At 65.8% G+C, this 23,319-nt stretch carries 11 protein-coding genes; 4 read left to right on the top strand and 7 right to left on the bottom strand.

The annotated features are described in order from the left end of the window. The first annotated feature begins 29 nt into the window (after window positions 1–29). The 4 genes from R4P47_RS11855 (at window position 30) to R4P47_RS11840 (ending at window position 9,671) form a co-directional block, all read left to right on the top strand. Window positions 30–1,799 (top strand): glycosyl transferase, encoded by a 1,770-nt coding sequence (locus tag R4P47_RS11855; protein ID WP_317784813.1) that lies wholly within the window; start codon window positions 30–32, stop codon window positions 1,797–1,799. 10 nt (window positions 1,800–1,809) lie between these two features. Further along, window positions 1,810–4,980 carry an arabinosyltransferase domain-containing protein gene (locus tag R4P47_RS11850; RefSeq protein ID WP_317784812.1) on the top strand — a complete coding sequence of 1,057 codons (3,171 nt, stop codon included), beginning with the start codon at window positions 1,810–1,812 and terminating at the stop codon, window positions 4,978–4,980. Window positions 4,981–5,056: 76 nt separating this feature from the next. Further along, window positions 5,057–8,374, top strand: a complete 3,318-nt coding sequence (locus tag R4P47_RS11845; RefSeq protein ID WP_411567329.1) for an arabinosyltransferase domain-containing protein — start codon at window positions 5,057–5,059, stop codon at window positions 8,372–8,374. Window positions 8,375–8,699: 325 nt separating this feature from the next. Next, complete coding sequence (locus R4P47_RS11840) at window positions 8,700–9,671, top strand: hypothetical protein (RefSeq protein WP_317784811.1); 972 nt, start codon at window positions 8,700–8,702, stop codon at window positions 9,669–9,671. A 96-nt stretch (window positions 9,672–9,767) separates the two neighbouring features. On the opposite strand, the gene R4P47_RS11835 is transcribed toward R4P47_RS11840, so the two are convergent. From R4P47_RS11835 to R4P47_RS11805, 7 genes are all read right to left on the bottom strand, one after another. Further along, window positions 9,768–11,312, bottom strand: coding sequence for an acyl-CoA carboxylase subunit beta (locus tag R4P47_RS11835; protein WP_149407726.1), 1,545 nt, complete (start codon window positions 11,310–11,312; stop codon window positions 9,768–9,770). Between the two features lie 3 nt (window positions 11,313–11,315). After that, window positions 11,316–16,424, bottom strand: coding sequence for a polyketide synthase Pks13 (gene pks13 / locus R4P47_RS11830; RefSeq protein WP_317784810.1), 5,109 nt, complete (start codon window positions 16,422–16,424; stop codon window positions 11,316–11,318). A gap of 43 nt (window positions 16,425–16,467) precedes the next feature. Then, entirely contained in the window at window positions 16,468–18,366 is a 1,899-nt protein-coding gene (gene fadD32, locus R4P47_RS11825; RefSeq protein ID WP_149407724.1) for a long-chain-fatty-acid--AMP ligase FadD32, read from the bottom strand. 181 nt (window positions 18,367–18,547) lie between these two features. Then, a complete protein-coding gene (locus R4P47_RS11820; protein ID WP_317784809.1) occupies window positions 18,548–19,546 on the bottom strand; it encodes an LLM class F420-dependent oxidoreductase in 999 nt (332 codons plus the stop codon). Between the two features lie 207 nt (window positions 19,547–19,753). Beyond that, a complete protein-coding gene (locus R4P47_RS11815) occupies window positions 19,754–20,707 on the bottom strand; it encodes a cutinase family protein (protein WP_094638929.1) in 954 nt (317 codons plus the stop codon). 12 nt (window positions 20,708–20,719) lie between these two features. Continuing rightward, window positions 20,720–21,265, bottom strand: a complete 546-nt coding sequence (locus tag R4P47_RS11810) for a DUF732 domain-containing protein (RefSeq protein WP_317784808.1) — start codon at window positions 21,263–21,265, stop codon at window positions 20,720–20,722. A gap of 83 nt (window positions 21,266–21,348) precedes the next feature. Continuing rightward, on the bottom strand, window positions 21,349–23,250 hold the full coding sequence (locus R4P47_RS11805) for an alpha/beta hydrolase-fold protein (RefSeq protein WP_149407722.1): 1,902 nt from the start codon (window positions 23,248–23,250) through the stop codon (window positions 21,349–21,351). Window positions 23,251–23,319: the final 69 nt, after the last annotated feature.

The following is a 23,319-nucleotide window of genomic DNA, read 5'->3' as shown; positions in this document are numbered from 1 at the left end:
CATCGTGATCTTTCTGTAACCTCGACGCGATGACCACCCACGACCAGAGTGTTCTCGAGCGGCAGCCGACAACGGCACCGGCTCGACACTCCGGCGTCGGGCGTGGTGACGTCGTTGCGGCGGTCGGATTTCTGGTCGCTGCCGTCTACGTCCTGCAAGGTCAGTGGCGCAATCTGAGCGGCGGCTACCTCTACAACAGCGGCCAGGATCAGACGATGTGGGAGTGGTTCTTCTCCGTCGCCGCCAATTCGGTCGCGCATCTGGACAATCCACTGTGGAGTGACCTGCAGAATTACCCGCTCGGGGTAAATCTCATGGCGAACACGGCGATGTTCGGAGTCTCGATCCCCCTTGCGCCGATCACGTTGCTCTTCGGACCTACCGTGACCTGGGCGATTGCCCTCACCGTCGGCCTGGCCGGCACCGCGTTCGCGTGGTTCTGGCTGTTCTCCCGCCAGCTCAACGCGTCCAAGGGTGCCGCTGCAGTGGGCGGCGCGCTGTGCGGCTTTGCGCCCGGCGCGATTTCCCACGCCAACGGTCACCCCAACTTCGTGGTGCTGTTCCTGCTTCCGGTGATCGCCATGCTGGTCACCCGCATCGCACGCGGCGGTGGGACCAAGAAGAACACCGTCGGACTCGGGCTGATCGTCGCGCTGCAGATCCTGCTCGGCGAAGAGCCGCTGCTCATCTTCGCGATGTCGTTCGCCATTTTCGCCGTCGTCTACTACGTGTCCAGGCCGCGGTCGCTGTGGCCTGCCGTCCGCAATGCCGTGCCCCGACTCGCGGTCTCGGCCGGCATCGCGTTGACGCTCGTGGCGTTTCCGCTGTGGTGGCAGTTCTTCGGCCCGCAGTCGTACTCGTTCCTCGAACACGGTGCCATGGGCAACGACGCCAAAGCACTGTTCCAATTCCCGACGCAATCGCTCGGCGGCGAAGCGACTCCGGGGCAGAACGTCCGCATCAACGCCACCGAGGAGAACGCGTACTTCGGCTGGCCGCTGCTGGTGCTGTCCCTGGTGGCAGCGGTGTGGATGTGGCGCGTCGCCTGCGCCCGTGCGGCCGCTGCGACCGCGATCGTCATGAGCGTGCTGTCACTCGGCGCGACATTGGTGATCGGCAAGGACGACACCGGCATCACGCTGCCGTGGACGAAGCTGGCCGAGTACCCACTCGTCGAATCCGTGCTCGAAACCCGCTTCGCGTTGGGCGCGGTGCCTGCACTGGCACTGCTGGTCGTCCTGGCCACCGATCGCACGTTCCGCAACGGACTTCGCCCATTGCCTGCGTTCTGGATCGCCGGACTCACGCTCGCACTCGTACCCCTGATCCCGACGCCGCTGGTGACCGTCGACAAGTCCCCGACGCCGGAGTTCTTCGCCGACGGCGAGTGGGAGAACTTCGTCGACGACGGTTCCGTCGTCACCGTGCCCCTTCCGCGGCCCGAGGACGCGCGCCCGCTGCGCTGGCAGATGGACGCCGACATGGGCTTCAAACTGGCCGCCGGATACTTCGTCGGACCGAGCGACAAGGAAGAGAAGGTCGCCAAGTACGGGGCCGTCGACCGTCCGACGGCGCTGCTGCTCGGCTCGGTCTACGACTCGGGCACCGTCCCCGAGATCACCGCCGATCAGCGCAGCGACGCCGCCGAGGACATGGCTTTCTGGGAGGCCGACGTCGTCGTCCTGCCGCCGGGCAAGAACACTCTCGCTCTGCGGAGCACCGTCACCGACCTCGTCGGCGTCGAGCCTCGGTACACCGGAGGCGTATGGGTGTGGGACGTGCGGACGCTCGTCCCCTAGCATCGTCGGCGTGCCCGAGACCGCTCCGAACTTCGCGACCGCCCGGCTGATAGCGATCGTCACCGGCATCATCGGTGCGGTTCTGGCCATCGCGACACCCCTGCTGCCGGTTCAGCAGGACGTCGCGACGCTGTCGTGGCCGCAGAGTTCGTTCGGCAGCGTCAACGCTCCGCTGGTGAGCTACTCGCCCGTCGACCTAGAGGCAACAATTCCGTGCAGCGCCGCCAGTGCTCTCACCGACGGCGGCACGCTGATCTCCACCGCCCCCATCGAAGCTGCGAAGACCGAGCAGAAGGCACTGATCGTGCGGGTCGACGACGACCGACTGCAGGTGCTGCTGCGTGATCGCGTTCTCGCCGAGGCTCCCGTGTCCGAGCTGTCCGCCGACTGTGCCGTGACGGTTTCGTCGAACGCCACCAGCACTGTCGTCGACCTCGACGGCGAAACGAGCACGATGGACGGCGACGTCCGCCCGCAGGTCGTCGGCGTCTACACCGACCTCACCGCACCGGTCGACGGCCTGAACGTGCGCGCCGACATCGACTCGCGCTATTCCTCCAGCCCCACCACGTTCAAGTTGCTGGCCATGATCGTCGGCGCACTCGCCGTGATCGCGTCCCTGTTCGCGCTGCATCGCCTCGACAGCATGGACGGTCGACGCCACCGCCGATTCCTCCCGTCACGATGGAAGTCCATCACCGGTGTCGACGCCGTCGTGGTGGGCGTGCTGGTGCTGTGGCATTTCATCGGCGCGAACACCTCCGACGACGGTTACCTGCTCAACATGGCCCGCGTCTCCGAGAACGCCGGCTACATGGCCAACTACTTCCGCTGGTTCGGCGTCCCCGAAGCGCCGTTCGGCATGCCGTACTACGACATGCTCGCCGCCCTCGCCAAGGTCAGCACCGCCAGCATCTGGATGCGCCTGCCCGCCACCATCGCGGCGCTGCTGTGCTGGCTCGTCATCAGCCGCGAGGTGATCCCCCGCCTCGGTCGCGCAGTTCTCACCAACCGGGTCGCGCTGTGGACCGCCGGATTCGTGTTCCTCGCCTTCTGGCTGCCCTACGACAACGGCCTGCGCCCCGAGCCGATCATCGCCCTCGGCGCACTGCTCACGTGGTGCTCGATCGAACGCGCCATCGCCACCGGACGACTCCTGCCCGCCGCCATCGGCACCCTGATCGCTGCGTTCTCCCTCGCCGCCGGACCGACCGGACTGATCGCCGTCGCAGCCCTGCTCGCCGGCCTGCGCCCGCTGGTGATGATCGTGGTCAAGCGAGCTCGCCAGGTGGGACTGCTCGCCGTTCTCGCGCCGCTGGTCGCGTCGGGACTGGCGGTGTTGATCGCGATCTTCGCCGACCAGACTCTTGCCACGGTCCTCGAAGCGACCCGAGTGCGCTCGGCCATCGGTCCGAACGTGCCGTGGTTCGAAGAACGCGTGCGCTGGGACGCGCTGATGACCATTTCTCCCGACGGCTCGCTCGCCCGACGATTCGGCATGTTCGCGATGCTGCTGTGCATCGTCGTGTGCATCGCGGTGATGCTCCGCAAGAACGGACGCATCCCCGGGACGGCCACCGGGCCGTCGCGTCGGATACTCGGAATCATTCTGGGCGCACTGGCTCTGATGATGTTCACGCCCACCAAATGGACCCACCACTTCGGTGTGTACGCCGGTCTCGCGGCGTCGTTGGCCGCGCTGGCTGCCGTTGCCGTCACCGCTGCGACCGTCCGATCTCCGCGCAACAGAACACTGTTCACCGCCGCTGTCCTGTTCCTGACGGCGGTGGCGTTCACCAGCTCGAACGGGTGGTGGTACGTCTCGAGCTACGGCATACCGTGGTTCGACAAGCCGCCGTCCATTGCCGGCAAGGGCTTTTCGACGATCCTGCTGGGCCTGACGGTGCTGACGCTGCTCTACGCGGCCTATCAGCACGTCCGATTGCCTTATCGCAGAGAAGAACCGACCACGCGTCGACGCTTCGCGCCGTCCGCGCTGACCATCGTCGCCGGCGGGGTCGTGGCCTTCGAGGTGCTCTCGTTCGTCAAAGGTGCTGTGGCGCAATACCCGGCGTACTCCATCGCCCGCTCGAACTTCTCTGCCCTCGCCGGAAACTCGTGCGGACTCGCCGGTGACGTACAGGTGGAGACCGACGTCAACGGCTCGGTCCTGCAACCGATCGATCCCGCAGCCGACGCCCTCGGTGCCGGTGGGAGTACCGGATTCACCCCCGACGGCGTCGCCCAGGACCTGACGGCCGATTCCGAGGACACCGCGCAGGGCAGCGCGAACTCCATCCGCCCCGAGGACTCCGAACAGAGCGCTGCGGCCACCTCGTCGAACTCCGCGGGCACCTCCGGCGGAACCACCGAGAACGTCGGAATCAACGGCAGCACAGTCGCACTGCCGTTCGGCCTCGATCCGAGCACCACACCGGTACTCGGCAGCTTCGGAGCCACCGAGCCCGCATCCCTGACCTCCGGTTGGTACGCATTGCCGGGGGAAGGCGACCTGATCGCCATCGCCGCCGCCGGCCGCATCCGATCGGTGGACGAGGACGGCATCGTCACCGAAGGCCAACGCGTCGAACTGGAATACGGACGCCGCGACGGCGGTGACGTGATCGCGCTGGGACGCATCACCCCGCTCGACATCGGTCCGTCGCCGTCGTGGCGCAACCTGCGCGTGCCGATGAACGACCTTCCCGCCGACGCGGACGTCGTGCGCATCGTCGCCGAGGACAACGACCTGGCCGGCGATCAATGGCTCGCCGTCACCCCGCCGCGCGTCCCGAAGACGCAGACGCTGAACTCACTGGTCGGATCGACCGATCCGGTGATGCTGGACTGGGCCGTCGGACTCGCGTTTCCGTGCCAGCGTCCGTTCGATCATCGCGACGGCGTCGCCGAGGTACCGAAGTACCGCATCCTGCCCGACCGCACCGGTGCCGAATCCACCAATGCCTGGCAGGACTCGATCGGCGGCGGCCCGCTCGGCTGGACCGAACTGCTCCTCGGTGCGGAGACACTGCCGTCGTACCTCGCCGACGACTACGCCCGAGACTGGGGATCCATCGAGAGATACACGCCACTCGATCCTGACGCGACTACGGCCGAGATCGCCGTCGAGCAGCAGTCTCGGTCCGGATTGGCCAGCGACGGACCGATGAAAACAGACTGATTCCCTGGTTTTGCATTTATTCCCGGGGACGGTGCCTGTGTGACCTCTTCGTCACGCTCGCATAACATCGACTCTCGTGCCCGACGTCGTGACAGATTCATCAGCTGGTCCACCCGTCCCCGCTCCACTGCGAGCCTCGGACGAACTTCGTGCTCAGGTACGAGTTCCCCGGCTGATCGCCATGGTGGCCGGCGTGCTCGGTGTGCTGTTCGCGCTGATCACTCCGTTCGCACCCGTCACGCAGACAACGGCCACCATCGAATGGCCGCAGAACGGCCTCCTGCAGGACGTGGACGCCCCGCTGGTGTCCCAGGCACCCCTGAGCCTCACCGCGACCCTCCCGTGCTCTGCCGTCGCAGCACTCCCCGCGTCGGGCGGGTTGCTGCTGGCGACTGCGCCCCCTCAGGGCGAAGGCGCGGCACTGAACAGTCTGTTCGTGCGCGTCGGCGAATCGAACGTGGACGTTCTCGACCGCAACGTAGTGGTCGCGACGGCACCGCGCGCCGACGTCGAGAGCACCCGCTGCGCGGCCATCGAGATCACCTCGAACGACGAGTACACCTCCGCGGCCTTCACCGGACTGACCGACGACGACGGCCAGCCTCTGCAAGGCAGGCTCGACGGCGATCTACGCCCCCAGGTCGTCGGCATCTTCAGCGATCTCAGCGGCGCGGCCCCGGCCGACATGTCCGTCACCGTCGACGTCGACTCCCGCTTCTCGTCGTCGCCGACGCTGCTCAAATCTCTGATCATGATCCTCGCGATCGCCTGCACGCTCTTGGCTATCGGCGCACTCGGACGGCTCGACGGCACCGACGGTCGAGCGCACCGCCGCTTCTTCCCCTCCCACTGGTGGAGGTTCACCGGCGTCGACGTCACCGTCCTCGGCGTTCTGGTCGGTTGGCATTTCGTCGGCGCGAACACCTCGGACGACGGCTATCTCCTCACGATGGCCCGCGCCGCCGACCACTCCGGCTACATGGCGAACTACTTCCGCTGGTTCGGCGTCCCCGAAGCCCCGTTCGGCTGGTACTACGACGTACTCGCCGTGTTCGCCAAGATCTCGACCGCCAGCCCGTGGATGCGACTGCCCGCCCTCATCGCCGGCGTCCTGTGCTGGATGGTGATCAGCCGTGAGGTGGTCCCGCGCCTCGGCCGCGCCGTGCGCAAATCCAACGTCGCCCTGTGGACCGGCGGACTGGTGTTCCTCGCCTTCTGGCTGCCGTACAACAACGGTCTGCGTCCCGAACCGATCGTCGCGCTCGGAGCACTCCTGACCTGGTGCTCGGTGGAACGATCCATCGCCACCGGCCGACTGCTCCCCGCCGCCGCAGCCTGCCTCATCGGAGCCTTCACCCTCGCCGCAGCACCGACCGGATTGATGTGTGTGGCAGCACTTCTCGCCGGGGCCCGGCCCATCGCGCGCATCGTCGTCCGACGCCACCGTCAGGTCGGCACCCTCGCGATGCTGGCCCCGCTGGCGGCAGCAGGCGTGCTGGTACTCGTCGTCGTCTTCGCCGACCAAACGTACGCGACGGTGATCGAGTCCACCCGAGTCCGCACCATCATCGGCCCCAACGAGGCCTGGTACCAGGACTTCCTGCGGTACTACTACCTCTTCGTCCAAACCGTCGACGGCTCGGTCGCACGCCGCTTCGCGTTCCTGACGATGATCCTGTGCCTGTTCACCACACTGTTCGTGCTGCTTCGTCGACGACGCATCCCCGGCATTGCGAACGGACCGGCGTGGCGTCTGCTCGGCGTCGTCCTCGGCACCATCTTCTTCATGATGTTCAACCCCACCAAGTGGACTCACCACTTCGGTTCCTACGCCGGAATCGCCGGTGGACTGGCGGCACTGACGGCCGTCGCCGTCTCGGCCAGTGCCCTGCGCTCGCGACGCAACCGATCGCTGTTCACTGCCGGGCTGATGTTCGTTCTGGCACTGTCGTTCTCGGGTATCAACGGCTACTGGTACGTCTCGAGCTACGGCGTGCCGTGGTTCGACAAGACGGTCTCGCTGGGCGGCAACGAATCGGGCACCCTGTTCCTCATCCTGTTCGGACTGGTCCTCGCCATTGCAGCTTTCCAGTACTTGCGCGAGGGATACGCTCCGCCGCAACCGAAACCGACGTCTGCGCGCGGTCAACGCATCCGTAAGTTCGCCGCCGCGCCGCTGACCGTCATCGCCGGAATCATGGTTCTGTTCGAGGTGCTCTCGCTCGTCAAGGGAGCCGTCTCTCAGTACCCCGCCTACTCGCTGGCCCGCTCGAACGTGCAATCGGTGCTGGGCAATTCGTGCGGACTCGCAAACGACGTCCTCGTCGAGTCGAACCCCAACGCAGGTGTACTGAGCCCACTGCCGGAAGAATTCGACCCCGTCGCAGGCCCCCTCGGCGGATCGAGCAGCACCCTACGCAACTTCACCGCCAACGGCGTGCCCAGCGACCTCAGCGCCGACGCCGTGGAAGTCAAACCAGGACAAGGCAATACCGATCAGCAGTCCGTCGGGCCAGCCTTCGAGGAGGGCCAGAGTTCCGGAACCGCAGGCGGCACCGGCGAAGTGGGCGTCAACGGCTCCTCCGCCGCCCTGCCCTTCGGCCTCGACCCGGCCACCACCCCCGTCCTCGGCTCCTACCAGGAAGGCGTCCAGGAGCCCGCGGAGGCGACATCGAGCTGGTACGAACTACCCGCCCGCAGCGACGACGCACCTCTCGTCGTCTTCTCCGCCGCCGGACGCATCTGGTCCTACGACGACACCGGAGCCCTTACCTACGGACAGTCGCTACTGCTCGAATACGGTAAGCGTCAGCCCGACGGAAGCGTCCAGGCCCAGGGCACCTACCTGCCACGCGACATCGGACCCGCACCCTCGTGGCGCAACCTCCGAATCCCGTTGGCGGACATCGCACCCGACGCCGACGCCGTCCGCATCGTCGCCAACGACCCCAACCTCACCGGCGACCAATGGCTCGCATTCACCCCGCCGCGGGTGCCCGTGATGGAAAACCTCAACACCATGATCGGCGGCGAACAACCCGTGCTGCTCGACTGGGCCGTCGGACTGCAATTCCCGTGCCAACGCCCCTTCGACCACCGAAACGGCGTCGCCGAGGTGCCCGGATATCGCATCCTCCCCGACCGCCCACTCGCCGTCAGCTCCACCGACACCTGGCAATCCGGCGAAAACGGCGGCCCACTGGGCTGGTCCGAACTACTCGCCAAGCCCGTCACCGTCCCCACCTACCTCGAAAACGACTGGGCCAGGGACTGGGGTTCGTTGGAACGCTACGAGCAGTACTACCCGAGCGCCGTGCCCGCTGAACTCGACACCGCCGACGTCACCCGATCAGGTTGGTACCAAGACGGACAACTGCGCGTATTCGAGGACTGACCACCCGCCCCCCGCTCCGCGTCAATGGACCCTTGCACACGTCTCGACCGTGCAAGGGTCCATTCACATTTCGGCCCGTAGTGGGTCAATGGACCGTTGCATACGTCTGAGCGCGTAGGTGGTCCATTCACCCTCCGGTGGGGGGCAAGGACCGCGGGCTTCATAGGACTCCATCTGCCGGCCCTAACATCCGAGCCCGACAATGTTTGGCAACTCGCGACTGGTGAAGGCCAATCCATCCACAGACTGGTCGACCATCCACAGAGAAGCTGCGACAGCGCCCGAACGCGACAAACGTGTCGGTGCCGGATTCCACTCTTCGGGCATGAAAAGACGATTGTGGAACACAGGTTCATTGTTCGACCTCAGCTCGACCGGCGTCGTGACGCGTCGGCAGCTTCGCGAGGCGGGCGTGAGTGACGCAGCGATCGACAGCAGATGCGCGGCCGGCGGTCCGTGGCAGCGATTGCTGCCGGGTGTCGTACTGCTGCGCAACGGTAATCCGTCGACGCTCGAACGCTCAGCGGCGGCGCTCGCATACGGCGGACCGACGAGCATGATCACCGGCTGCGTCGGACTCGATTCGTTCGGATACGGGACCAACGGATCCGCCGGGGAGGTTCATCTGCTGCTACCCGCAGAGATGCGTCGGGCATCGGTGTCTTTCGTCCGAGCAGAGCGGACGTGGCGGCTTCCCGAGCCGATCACCAAGGGCAGCACACGAGTTGCTCCTCTGGTGCGTTCATTGGTCGACGCCACACGGGCCGCGAAGTCCGAGGCACGGTGCGTCGCCTTGCTGACCGAAGTACTCCAACGAGGAGGCGTGTCCATCGACGAGATCGCCACCGAATTGGCCGAAGGGCCGCGCCGCTACAGCGCGCTCACCCGCCGCGTACTTCTGGAGTTACGGGACAACGCGCACTCGGTGGCAGAACTCGAGGACCAACGCCTGTACCGAACCAGCGGGCTGCCAGCGATGACGCACAACTGCGATATTTACGCTCGAAGCGGAGAGTTCATCGCCAACACGGACGGCTGGATCGACGCCGTGGCGCTGGCACGTGAAATCGATTCCGTGACCCACCATCTGTCACCAGCCGACTACCAGCGCACACAAGCCCGACGCAACCGAATGCAGGCGCACGGACTGATCGTCGTGTCCCATTCACCGCAAGACATCCGCGATCGGCCGACACAGGTGCTCGAAGACTTACGGAGGAACTTCCAGCACGCTCTCGCCAGACCACGACCGGATGTGGTGATGGTGCCGCGTGAATCTACCGGTGCCCGCGCGTGAATGAACCATCGCATGCGTCTCGGCAGTGCAATGGTCCATTGACGCGAACGGGAGCGAAGCGACCCCCGCGAGGGCTGGGGCACCACTTCAGTCCGGCTAGATCGGAAGCAACGAGTGTTTCCGCGGACTCTTGTGCACTTCCTTGTCTTTCAGGATGTGCAGGGCCTTACGAATTTCGAGGCGCGTTTGCGAGGGCTCGATGACCGCGTCGATGTAGCCACGCTCGGCGGCGATCCAGGGCGTTGCCACGTGTTCGTTGTAGAAATTGATGAGCTGCTTGCGCAGTGCCGGTGCATTTTCTCCGGCCTCGGCGAGTTGTTTGCGACTCATGATGTTGATGGCACCTTCGGCGCCCATGACGGCGATGCGGGCGGTCGGCCAGGCGAGGTTGATGTCGGATCCGAGCTGCTTGGAGCCCATCACCGCGTATCCACCGCCGTACGACTTACGAATCACCACAGTCAGTTTCGGCACCGTCGCTTCGACGAACGAGAAGATGAAACGGCCACCACGATGGATGACGCCGAGGGTCTCCTGGTCGACGCCGGGCAGGAAGCCGGGTGTGTCGACGAGGAAGATGATCGGAATGTTGTAGGCATCGCTGAGCCGGATGAACCGGGCGCATTTGTCCGCTGCCTTGGCGTCGAGTGCCCCGGACAGGTGCATCGGCTGATTGGCGACGATTCCCACCGGCCGGCCGTCGACGCGGGCGAATCCGGTGATGACGTTCGGTGCCGTCTGGCCCGAGAGCTCGTGGAATTCACCGTCGTCGAAGATGCGCAGGATGATGTCGTGCATGTCGTAACCGGCGTTGTCGGCGTCGGGCATGAACGAGTCGAGCTTGCGATCGGATTCGGTGATCTCCGGCTCGAGCCCCGGGTTGATCACCGGCGACTCTTCCTGGCAGCTCGACGGCATGTAGCTCAGGTAGTTCCGAATCCACTCGAACGCAGCCTTCTCGTCCACTGCCACGTGGTGCACGTTGCCGTTGACGGCCTGGACGCGCGCACCACCCAGTTCGTCGAGGCTGACATCCTCACCGGTGACGGACTTGATGACCTCCGGGCCGGTGACGAACATGTACGCCTCTTCGGTGGCGACCACGATGTCGGTGTTGATCGGCGCGTACACGGCCCCGCCGGCACACTTGCCGAGGATCAGGGAGATCTGTGGGCACAGACCGGACAACGCCTCGTGGCGTCGACCCAGCTCGGCGTACCAGGCCAGGGACGTCACCGCGTCCTGCACACGAGCTCCACCGGAGTCGTTGATGCCGACGACCGGGCAGCCCATCTTGATCGCGAAGTCCATGATGCCGGCGACCTTACGACCGAACATCTCGCCGACGGTTCCGCCGAACACGGTCTGATCGTGCGAGAACACCGCGATCGGGCGGCCGTCGACGGTTCCGTGGCCGGTGACGACGCCGTCACTGTAGAGCGCGCCGGGATCGTTCGGGGCCTTCACCAGTGCGCCGATCTCGACGAAGCTGCCGGGATCGAGCAACGAGTTGACGCGATCGCGGGCACTGGGGATGCCCTTCTTCGCGCGCTTCGCTACGCCGATGTCGCCGGCCGGCTCCTTGGCCTGTTCGAGCTTCGTCCGTAGTTCGGCCAGCTTCTCCGCAGTGGTGCCACTCAAGATCTACGCTCCGGTTCTTGCAGACTCGATGTTCTCGAGCGTCTTCGACAAATGGGCCGCAATTTTTCCAATGTACGGCTCGTCGACGACGGCGAGGTGATCGCCTCCGACGTACACGATCTCGAGGTCCTCGACCACCGGTCCCCAGCCACCGTGCTCTTCGCGGGTGGCGTACGCGGGCTCGAGGGCGATCGCGTCGTCGTGGTACTTGTCGGCCATGTACAGCGTCACGTGCCCGCCGTACTTCTTGAGCTCGGCCGTCTGGATCGCCCGATTGTCGAGCCACGACGTGCGCTGGTGCTCGATGATGCCGCCGGGGATCTTCGCGCCGCTGAGCTTCACCAGATCGGTGATGATGCGGATCTGCCCCTCGTCGTCCGACTCCACCAACTTGTCGTACGGAATCGGGTAATCGACGTTGTACGTCTTCTTCGCGAACGCCGCGTACCGCTCCCAGCGCTTACGCACCTCGTCCTTGGTGTCCGGGATCTGCGTGCCGGGCATGACGGTGTCGAGCAGCCCGACGTAGGCGACCTCGATCCCCTCTTCCTCCATCTGCCGCGCCACCTCGTAGGCGAGGATGCCGCCGAGCGACCAGCCGACGAACACGTACGGCCCTTCGGGCTGGATCGCCTTGATCAGCGGCACGTACTCCGCGGCTCGTACGGCGATGGGTCCTTCGACGCGCTCGAGTCCGTACATCGGAGTGCCCGCGGGCAGCTTCCTCAGCAAGGGCTCGTAGGCGACGGTGGAGCTACCGGCCGAGTGAAACGCGAACACCGGTGTGGCGGTTGAACCTTCGGGGCGGGCACGCAGATTGCGTACGACGCCGTCGATCTCACCGTCCTCGAGGTGCGGGCGAACCTTGTCTGCGAGCTGCTCGATGGTCTCCGAGTCCAGGACGTCGTCGAAGGTGATCTCGCCGCCGGCCCGCTCGGTCAGACGAGCAGCCAGCTTCTCGGCCGTCTCGTCGTCGAGGATCGGCAGGGTGTTGAAGATGCCCTTGGCCGATTCCTTCGTCACCACAGCCCATGTCGCGAAGGTCATCCGCTCGGCATTGTCGCGCGGAGGCACGTCGGACCCAGCAGCCTCGGCGAACGCTTCCTTGCCGCCGAGGTCGGTCTGCGCCGGAGCAACAACCGCCGGGGCAGCAACAGCAGGCGCAGGCTGGTACTCGGCGCTCGGTACCGCAGCGTCGGGTGCCGCAACAGCGGTGTCCAGCGCTTCCTCGCGAGCTGCCGCACCGCTCTCGGCAGCCTGTTCGGCTGCCTTCTCCGCCGCCTGCTTGTCGGCCAGTGCCTGCACCTCGTCGCGGTTCTCGATCGCGTAGCGCAGGTACTTCTCCACCTCACGCAGGTTCGCATCACGCACGGCCTGCAATTGCACTGTGGGAATGTCGAATTCGTACTCCACCCGGTTCTTGATCCGCACGGCGCTGAGTGAATCGAGGCCGAGCTCGATCAGCGGAACCTCGGGCGGCAGATCCTCGGGCGCATAGCCCATGGACTCCGCGACGATGATGGCCAATCGGTCTTCGAGCTTCTGATTGCCGTTGGGATCCCAACGGTCACCGAACGTCTCGACGACCTCCGGCAACTCCTCCATGGGGGACGAGGATCGCTCCTCCACCGCCACAACGGGTTCCGGACGCGCATCACCGGAGGTGACGACGGCCTCGTGCAGCAGGGTGAACGCCGAGCCCTCGTGTGCGTGCACCTGGACCGACGCGCCACCGAGGTGCGAGGTCAACGTGGTGACGACCGTGCCCGCCTTCGGTACCGCAGCATGGGAGACCGAAACACCCAGGGCCACATCGGAGAACACCTGCGATGCAGCGGCCGTGACCAATGCATCGAATGAGGTGACGGCCGAGGCCTGAACTTCCCAGACGTGGCGGCCATCAGGCAAGGCGACGCGCGCACCGGGAACTCGCGCGTTGCCGCTGGAGCTGACCTGCGAGTTCAGCCAGAACTCCTTGCGCAGGTACGCGGTACGCGGGATGGCTGCGTACGGGCCGGACTCGAACAGCGTGGCCAGTTCCAGGGCGTGCCCGTGGACGTAGAGCTGCGCCAGAGCGGAGAGGAAGGTCTCGGACTCGTCCTCCTTGCGCTTGAGCGTCGGAATCAGAGTCGAATCGGCAACGCCTGCAGCCCACGCCGTGGCGGCGACCGACATCAACGCAACCGGGTTGGGGGCGAGCTCGACGAACGTCGTGTGACCGTCTCCCACAGCGACATTGACGGCCTGCGTGAACCAGACCGGATGACGCATTCCCTTGGTCCAGTACTCGACGCCGTGAATAGCCGCATGCCCGACGCGATAGTGCGCCTCGCGATCGACCGACGAGTAGACCCCGGCAGTGAGTTTGCCGGGTTCGATTCCGGCGAGTTCGGCGGCCAGCTCACCGAGCAGGACATCCACTGCCGCGGTGTGTCCGGCGCCCTTGACGTCGAGCAGGCGAGCCATCTTGCCTGCGGCCTCGGCCATCTCGACGAGAGCCTCGACCTCGGCGCGTGGTCCTCCGACGGTGGTGTGCGTCGGTGCTGCATAGACGCACGGTTCGACGTTGGGGAATTGATCGGTGAGGGTCTTGACCTCGTCCGGGGTGTACTCGACGAGAGCCATGGCACCCTGCGATGCGGCTCCGAGTCCGTCCTGGCCCTCGGCCAGCAGTCGCGAACGGGCGTAGATGATGCGCACTGCGTCTTCGAGGTTCAGGCCACCGGCAACGTATGCGGCCGCGACCTCGCCCATCGAGTGTCCGATGACGGCCGCCGGCTCGGCACCGTGCGCGCGAAGCGTTGCCGCCAAGGCGATCTGGATGACGAAGATGGCGACCTGGGAGTTCTCGAACTCGTAGGTCTGCGAGTCGTCGAGGATGATCTCGCGGATGGAGTAGCCGGCCTCGTCGACGACCAGGTCGTCGATCTTGTCGACCTCGGCGGCGAACACCGCGTTGGTGCGGTAGAGCCGCGATGCCATCTTGCGGTGCTGCGAACCGAAGCCGGAGAACACCCACACCGCCCCGTTGGACGCGGGCGAATCTGCCGAGAACACACCGGGGCCCGGCTTGCCTGCCGCGATGGCGCGCAGTCCGGCGATGGCCTCTGCTGTGGTGGATGCCAGAACCACTGCACGCGAACGCCCGTGGTTGCGGCGGGCCAAGGTGCGGCCCACGTCGACGAGAGGCGTCGTGCTGCCCTCTTCGGTTTCGAGCCAGTCGGCCAGTTCCGATGCGGCCCGCTTGCGACGCGAGGGCAGGGCCGCGGACACAGCGAGAATCACTGTCTCCGAACCTGTTTCAGCGTCGGACAGTATGGTCTCGGCCTCGGCCACCGGATCGGTGGTCTCGACCTCCGACAAGACGGGCTCGGGCTCGGGGTCGGCGACGATCGGCAGTTCCTCACCGGCCACATCGGTGACACCCTCGACGAGAACGGCTTCCGGATCCACCGCCGCTGAATCGAATGCGTCTGCGGTCTCACCCGGGACGTACTCGCGGACGACGACGTGCGCGTTGGTGCCACCGAATCCGAAGCCGGAGACGCCTGCGACGGCCTTGCCGGTGTACCGCGGCCAGTCGGTGGCCTCCGGGATCACCTTCAGGTGCGCCTTGTCGAAGTCGATGTACGGGTTGGGGCCCACGTAGTTGAGCGAGGCGGGGAGCTTGTTCTGCTGCATCGCCAGGACGACCTTGATCAAACCTGCTGCGCCTGCGGCAGATTCGAGGTGTCCGAAGTTGGTCTTCGCCGATCCCAGCAGGGCAGGCTTGTCGGCGTCGCGGCCACGGCCGACCACACGACCGAGAGCGTCGGCCTCGATGGGATCGCCCAGAATGGTTCCGGTGCCGTGCGCTTCGATGTAGTCCACGCCCGACGGGTTGATACCGGCGTCGCGGTAGGCGAACCGCAACGCGTCGGCCTGTGCGTCCGGGTTCGGTGCCAGCAGACCGTTGGACCGGCCGTCCTGGTTGATCGCGGAGCCGGCGATGACGGCAAGCACCTGGTCACCGTCGCGCTCGGCGTCCTCGAGTCGCTTGAGGACGACGAGTCCGCCGCCTTCGGAGCGGATCATGCCGTTCGCGTCGGAGGAGAAGGCCTTGATTCGGCCGTCGGGCGCGAGCACACCCGTCTGACCGAATCCGACGGTGATGGGCGGTGCGAGCAGCATGTTGACGCCACCGGCGACGGCCAGATCGGATTCGCCGGTACGCAGACTGCGCACCGCCTGGTGCACGGCGACGAGCGACGACGAGCACGCGGTGTCGACGGCGATCGACGGCCCGCGAAAGTCGTAGAAGTACGACACTCGGTTGGCGACGATGGCGGTGGACGTGCCGGTGAGGGCATACGGGTGCACGGCCGGGTCGCTGACGGCGATGAGCTGGTAGTCGTTGGAGGAGCTGCCGATGAAGACGCCCACCTGACTGCCCTTGATCGAGCTGGCCGGAATGTGCGCGTGCTCCAACGCTTCCCAGGTCAATTCCAGCGCGAGCCGCTGCTGCGGATCGACGTTGACGACCTCGTTGGGCGACATCGCGAAGAACTCGGCGTCGAAGGTCTTGACGTCGTCGAGGTAACCGCCCTTGGTCACCGTCGCGGCCACCGCGGCAGCGATGACGGGATCGGAGGTGAATTCCTGCCAGCGGCCGTCGGGCAGATCGGTGATGCCGTCGCGGCCCTCGATCAGCAGCGACCACATCTCTTCGGGAGTCTGTCCGGTACCCGGGAACCGGGAGGACAGGCCCACGATCGCGACGTCGTGCGCATCGCCCGACTGCCCGCCGCTGGTGTAGAACGCGTCGTCCACGGTGCCGACAGGCTCGTCCGGCTCGCCTTCGATGATGATCTTGGCCAGCGAGGCGATGGTGGGGTGCTGATAGACGACGGTGGCGGTCAGCGTGACCCCCACCAGTTCCTCGATCTCGCCGCTCAGTGCGACGGCATCGCGAGAGGACAGACCGAATTCCTCCATCGGGCGGTCGTCGGAGATGGCCGACGCCGGCTGCCCGGTCGCGTCCGCAACCCAGTTGCGCAGCCAGTCCCGCAGCTGCGCAACCGTGAGGTCTCCGCCGTCCACGCGCTCGATTTTGTCTGTCTCTTGTTCAGCCATTACTCACCAAGTCGTATCGGAGGAAGAACGGAGGATGCGTCCGTCAGTCGGGCAGTTCTGCATCCGGGAAGGCCGTCTGCTGGTAACCGCCACGCAGCGTGCCCTCGATGTACGCGGCCTTGCAGGCGCGTCGAGCGATCTTGCCGCTGGACGTACGCGGAATGGAACCGGCCGGGACGAGCAAGACATCGCGAACGGTGACCCCGTGCCGTGCCGATACTGCGGTACGCACCTCGTCGGCGATCGGAGCCGGGTCTGCCTTGCCCGAGCCGGGTGCACGCTCGGCGACGATCACGAGCTGCTCGGAGCTGTCGTCGGAGTCCTTGGTCAGGGCTGCGCCGCTGAACTCGAACACGATGTCCGGTAGCTGGTTGAGCGGAACGGCGAACGCCGCGACGAAGCCGGGACGCAGTGCCTTGCTGGCTTCCTGGGCCGAGAACTCGAGGTCCTGCGGGTAGTGATTGCGACCGTCGACGATGACGAGGTCCTTGACGCGACCGGTGATGTAGAGCTCGCCGTCGTGGTAGACGCCGAAGTCGCCGGTACGCATCCAGTTGCCACCCTCGGGAGCGCCCTCTGCGTGCGAGCCCTCGGAGTTGCGGTGGACGAGCTTGTTGTGGAAGGTCTCCGTGGTCTCGGTCTCGCGGCCCCAGTAGCCCTTGCCGATGTTCTCGCCGTGCAACCAGATCTCGCCGACGTGCTCGTCGGCAACCTCGGTGGCGGTCTCGGAGTCGACGATGGCAGCCCACTGGCTGCGTGCGACGGTTCCGGTGGACACCTGCGGGATGGCACCGGGGGCGTCGGGGGCGACGACGACGAAGTTGCCTGCGTTGAGCTCTACGCGGTCGACGTAGACGACCTTGGCCTCGTCGGCGTGCTTGCTGGTCGAGACGAACAGGGTCGCCTCCGCCATGCCGTAGGACGGCTTGATCGCGGACTTGGGCAGTCCGTAGGGGCCGAACGCCTCGTTGAACTTCTTCATCGATGACGTGGTGACGGGCTCACTGCCGTTGATCAGGCCGATGACGTTGGACAGGTCGAGGGGCTCGCCGTTCTTCGGCAATCCACGCTGCGCGGCGTGCTCGAACGCGAAGTTCGGTGCTGCCGCGAAGGTGCCTGCGCCGTCGGAGACAGCTGCGAGTTCCTTGATCCAGCGCCAGGGCCGCTGCACGAAGGCGCGCGGGCTCATGATGGTGATGTACTTGCCGCCGAGCGCCGGGAGGATGACGGTCAGCAGGCCCATGTCGTGGAACATCGGCAGCCAGGTGACGCCGCGGGAGTCGTGGTTGATCTCCATGCTGTCGACCATCTGCAGCGCGTTGACGCCCACTGCGCGGTGCGTGATCTCGACGCCGGCCGGCGTCCGCGTCGAACCGGAGGTGTACTGCAGGTAGGCGATGTCGTCGAGCCCGGCCTTGGGCTCGACCCACGTCTCGCCGACGCTGTCCGGGACGGCGTCGACGGCGATGATCCGGGGACGCTCCGCTGCGGGCAGGGCGCGGAAGAACGCGCGCACGCCTGCGGCCGAGTTGCTCGCGGTGAGGATGGCGCTCGGCTTGCAGTCACCGAGGACCGCGTGCAGGCGGTCGGTGTGACCGGGCTCGTCGGGATCGAACAGCGGCACCGCGATGGTGCCCGCGTAGATCGCACCGAAGAAGGCGATGACGTACTCGAGGCCCTGCGGTGCCAGGATCGCCACTCGATCACCGGGCTGGGTGACCTGCTGCAGGCGAGCCGCGACCGCTTTGAGACGAGTACCGAACTCGGCCCAGGTCAGCTCGTGAGCCTCGCCGTCACGTTCCCGGGAGTAGTCGACGAACCGGTACGCGAGCGTGTCGGAATTCTCCTGCACGTTCACCTCGACGTGACGGACGAGCGTCTGCCCTTCACCGATGGTGATGTGGCCGTTCTCATCGATGAAATCATCGAACGTGTGGCTCATTACTTCAATCTCCTCCGACACGAATCCGCTGCCACACAGCCTGCGTGACCTGGGCCCGCACCACCGGCTGCGTGCATGCAGACACCGAACAGCGTTTTATGTTACTGACTAGTAGCTCTTACGGTGTCGGTTTGGCACCTGGTTTGAAAGGCCAGCTACATGGTACCGACACGCGCCTGCGTCACTCGCCTTTCAGCAAGTCGACAACCGGCGCGAATGCTTCCATTTGAGTAGGGAAAACCCCGACATAGGACATCGTCGTCCGCGCGCGAACGTTACGGATCTGATCGGCAATTTCCTCGTATGTCCCGAATGCGAGGTACGGAGACGACAGGATGTCCTCGACGGTGAGCTTGACGTCGACGTCCACGTTCGGCGGGTAGCCGTTGTCGAGTGCCGCCAGCGCCATCTCGGCCATCTGTTCACGGTCGTCGGTGACCACGATCGTGGTGATGGCCCAGTTCAGTTCGATGTCGTCGAACCGATCGCCCGCGGCCGCGCGAATGAGCTCGACTCGCTCGAGGGTCTTCTCGATGGTCATGCCCGAGAGCAACAGCTTGCCCTCCTTCGAGGTGCTCGGCACCACGGAGATGATGTCGGCGTGCTTGGCCGCCAACGCGAGCATCTTCGGACCGCCACCGCCGATGCAGATCGGAGGACGCGGTCCCTGCCGCGGCCGAGGACTGCCCTTGAGACCGGTGATCGTGTAGTGCTTGCCCTCGAAATTGCATTCCTGACCGCGCAACAGCACGTCGAGGATTTCGAGCGTCTCTTCCAACTTCTCGATGCGCACGCCCGGGCGGTCGTACGTGATGCCCGCCTTGTCGTACTCCTCACGCATCCAACCGGCACCGAGACCGAGTTCGAGCCGCCCGCCCGACAGCACATCGATGGTGGTCGCGTCCTTGGCCAGCACCGCCGGATGCCGGAAGCCGTTGGCCAACACAGCGGTGCCGAGCCGAATCTTGTCGGTGGCGACGGCGAGCGCGCCGAGTGCTGCGATGGGACCGACCTGGTTGCCCAGGTGATCGGGAATCATGAAGCTGTCGTAGCCCAGTTCCTCGGCCTGCTGCGCCAGCTTGATGAACTTCCGAGCCCCGCCCTCCTCGGCGTTTCCCTCTCCGCCCGCAGCGAATCGGAATTTACGCGGCCCTGCGGTCGCGGCCTCGGCGGAACTCATCTATTGCTCTCCTCGGAGTGTGGAGCGGTCTTGTTTCGGGTGGCGAGAGCAGCCCGGCCGGGGCCGATCTGCGCAGGTCCAAGGCGCCACTCTAGCCGCTGGCCCGACGCGATCACACCGGCTGGGGGTTTCACGACCCAGGTTTGTGCCCGGCAATAGATCGCCACACGTCGCGTTGTGACGTTTCCGTTATAAAAGCGTCAGCGCTCACGAATGCGGGGGCGTCGGGGCGTTCTCGATCAGTCCGGCGGCCCACGAAGCGGTCCACTGAGTAGCCGTCGTACCGGATTCGTCGACGACGAAACTGTTGTACGACGCATGAACGGGGTTGCCTGCAGCACCGATCAGAATCTGGATGCTCTGCGGAATGTTGCGGAGCGACAATCCATCCGACGGCGACGAGCAGATCAGATCGCCGGGAGCACAGATCTGATTGGTCCGGTCGTCGAGAGCACCGAAGCCACCTTCCCGACGCCCCGTCATCGTGATACCGGGCAGGTCGAGTCCGCCGAGCGCTACCTCGGCACCGACGCCGTCGAGCGGGGCCGGAACATCGGTGCCGGAGACGCCGTCGCGTCGACCGTCGGCGATGAGGGTGACGCCCAGAACACGATCGGCCGAAATGGGACCGTTGCCCGCTCCGATGTCCGCTGCGATGTCGCCGGAGATGACCGCGCCCTGAGAGAAGCCTGCGAGGACGAAATTGGTCAACGGGCAACGCGCGCTGACATCGGTCATCTTCTGCACGGCGACGGCTTTGCCCTGGGTGCGGCTGTTGTTGTAGGACTCCTGGCCGTCCGGCGGCAGCGCGATGGGATTCGAGAACTGTGCCACGTACGGCACGGTGTAGACGTCCGCTCGCGAGCCGGGGAACTGCTCCTGCAACGGACGAGTGACGTTGAGCATCAACGACACCGGGTTGGCCGTCGGGTTGTACGGGTCGTCGGTGGCAGACGACTCCCAGGTACCGGGGATGGCGATGACCTGAACGTCGGGGCAATCGGCCGGCTGCGACGTCGGCTCCTCGGGGCCCGGAGGCACCGGAATTCCCGGTTCCTTCGGCAGCCTTCCGGCAAGCAGGTACCAGAGGGCGACGATGATCAAACCGATGATCGCCGCAACGGCGATCACCGGAAGGATTCTGCGCTTACGCTTGGCCATCACCGTGGATCTCTACGGCCTGCAGTAGGTCGCCTGCGCGGCGGCGATGTAGGTCTGAGCCGCCTGCTGAGCCTGCGTCTCGCTCATCTGGGTTCCGGAAGCGCTGGCCTCGACGCCGACGTTCGCCGTGACGAAGGTCGAGATCTCCTCGGCCGTGACGCCCTGCGCCTGCGCGGCACAGATGTAGTTGGCCGTCGAGACCGCGATGTCGCCGTTGCCGGCCGGGGTGATGCCCTGCTTCCTCAACTCGTCCAGGAAACTCTGACCGCGGTCGTCGATCTGACTTTCCGTCGGCCCCGGGAAATCGTCCGGCACGGGCTGAGGCTGCTCGGGCGGCGCAGTGGCCGCCTCCCCCGGACTCGTGGTCGGCGCAGCGGTGGTGCTCTCTGCAGCCGACGTCGTCGAACTCGCCTCGGTCGTCGTCTCGACGGCCGAGGTGGTGCTCGTCGGAGCTCCGGTCGCCGTCGAGTCGTCACTCCCGCAGGCCACCAGCATCGAACTCGCCGCAACGGCGAACACACCGAGCGACAGAGTCCTGGTGAGGGAATTACGCGTCATCGATCGAAATCCTTCGGTCGTCGGGTTCGCAGGCGAGAGTACCGCCGCGCTCTGTGAGAACTCTGAGCTGCTATCGGCAGGTTCTACGGCGCGATCGTGGCGACGCCGTCCTTCAGCGTGATGATGCCGAACTGGAAGTTCTGCTGCTTGCCGCCACCGTCGATGTCGAACTGATCGCTGGTGGGGTAGCCGAGCCGGCCGCCCTCGTAGCCGACCGATCCCCACGCGTCGAAGATCGGACCGTACGGAGTGGACCAGGCACCGCTCAGAGGGCTCCAGTAGATGTTGCCCGTCTCGAACTGGTTGAAGCGTCCGCCGTCCCTGATCGGACCGAGCTCGTTGGACTTGGGGAACCCGAGAGGTCCACCCTCCCAACCCAATTCGCCGTACTTGCCCAGAATCATGCCCTGCACCGAGTGCACACCGGCCTCGGGCGAGGTGTAGATGGCACCGATCTCGAAGCCCTGCACCGATCCGGGCTTGGTCGGGGTTTCGACCTCGTCGAGCACCGGGTAGCCGAGCGGTCCGCCCTCGTAACCCTGGGCGGCCCACTCGTCGAGCACAGCGCCCTTGACCGCGTGCGCGCCGGTCTGCGGCGTGAAGTAGACCATGCCGTTCTGGAAAGCGTTGAACCGTCCGCGACCGTCGGGAGTTCCGATCTCGCCGGTCGTCGGGAAACCGAGAGCACCCTCGGGGCCCCTGTTGCCCTGGTAGATGCCACCGATGGCACCGGCGACGACCTGAGCACCGGTGTCGGGGGTGAAGAAGACCCGGCCGAAGGTGAAGTCCTGTGCGCGTCCGCCTGCCACGTTGTATTCGGCGGTCAAGCACGGGCCGAGCCACGAGTTGGCACCGCTCGCGTTTCCGATCAGACCGGCGGCGCTGCACGCGGGCTTGTCCACCTCGACGCCGAGCGCGGTGGCGAGCTGCGGCCACAGCTGATGCAACTCGAACTGCCAGTACGGCCACGAGTGCGTGCCCGACGGCCGGTAGTTGACCTGAGCGGGAATGCCGAGCTGGTTGAGCTTGGTGGCGAACGTCTGCGAGGTCAGTCGCGACAGAATCTCCAGTCCCATACCTGCGTAGTTGGTGCTCACACCAGGAATGGGCGACGGCTGATCGTAGGGTCCGGCCGAGCCGTTGCCGCTCGAGATGTAGAGACTGACACCTTCGAGCTTGTCGGCCAGCACGTACGGATCGTGCTGAGCCCACAGCGAATTCGACGGCGGTCCCCACATGGCGCTGGAGTTGAACCCACCGGCGTCGGTCATCGCGTACTGAATGGCCTGCGGCATGCCGAGCGAGGTGGTGCTCAGGATGCCCGAGAGCGATCCGGCGAACTTGAAGAAGCCGGGGTTGCGCGCGGCAAGGAACATCGCGGACGTGCCGCCCATCGACAGTCCGACGACGCCGCGGTTGTCGGTGCTGCGCCAGTCGCGCTCGAGAATCGGCGGGAGCTCCTCTGTCAGGAACGTCTCCCACTGGTAGTTCTTGCCGTTGTCCTGATCGACCCAGTCGGAGTAGAAGCTGGACTGGCCGCCGATGGGCAGGACCACGTTGACGTTCTTGTCGGCGAAGTACGACTCGGCGTCGGTCTCGGCCGTCCAGCCGTTCTCCTGGTCGGTCGCGCGCAGGCCGTCGAGCATGTACACCTGTGGGAACGTCGCCTGAGGGTTGATGTTCCAGTCACGCGCGAGCAGCAGCTGAACCTGGATGGGCGTTCCCATCGAGGGCGACTGGATCCACAGCGCGACGCGACGGTCGGAGAGCCAGTCCACCGAAGTGACGGTGGCACCGGATGTCTGCGTGTAGGCGGGGCCGGCCAGTGCAACAGGGGCCGTCCTGGCGACGGGGGCAGCGGAGGCAACGGTCGTCGTCGCGAAGGGGATCATCAGCGCGGAAGCGACGGTCAATGCTGCTGCCGCTCGCCGAGCCCGTGTACCGGCCGATGTAGTCCGACCGAACCGAACAAGCTCAGTGCGCATGATGGTGACTCTCTTTCGACGTGACATTCGAAGGTCTCCTATCGAGACATGCTTCGTATGTCTTTCTAC

Origin of the sequence: Rhodococcus sp. IEGM 1370 (assembly GCF_033142325.1) — a bacterium.
GTDB lineage: Bacteria > Actinomycetota > Actinomycetes > Mycobacteriales > Mycobacteriaceae > Rhodococcoides.
This window is presented reverse-complemented; position numbering and strand designations above follow the sequence as displayed.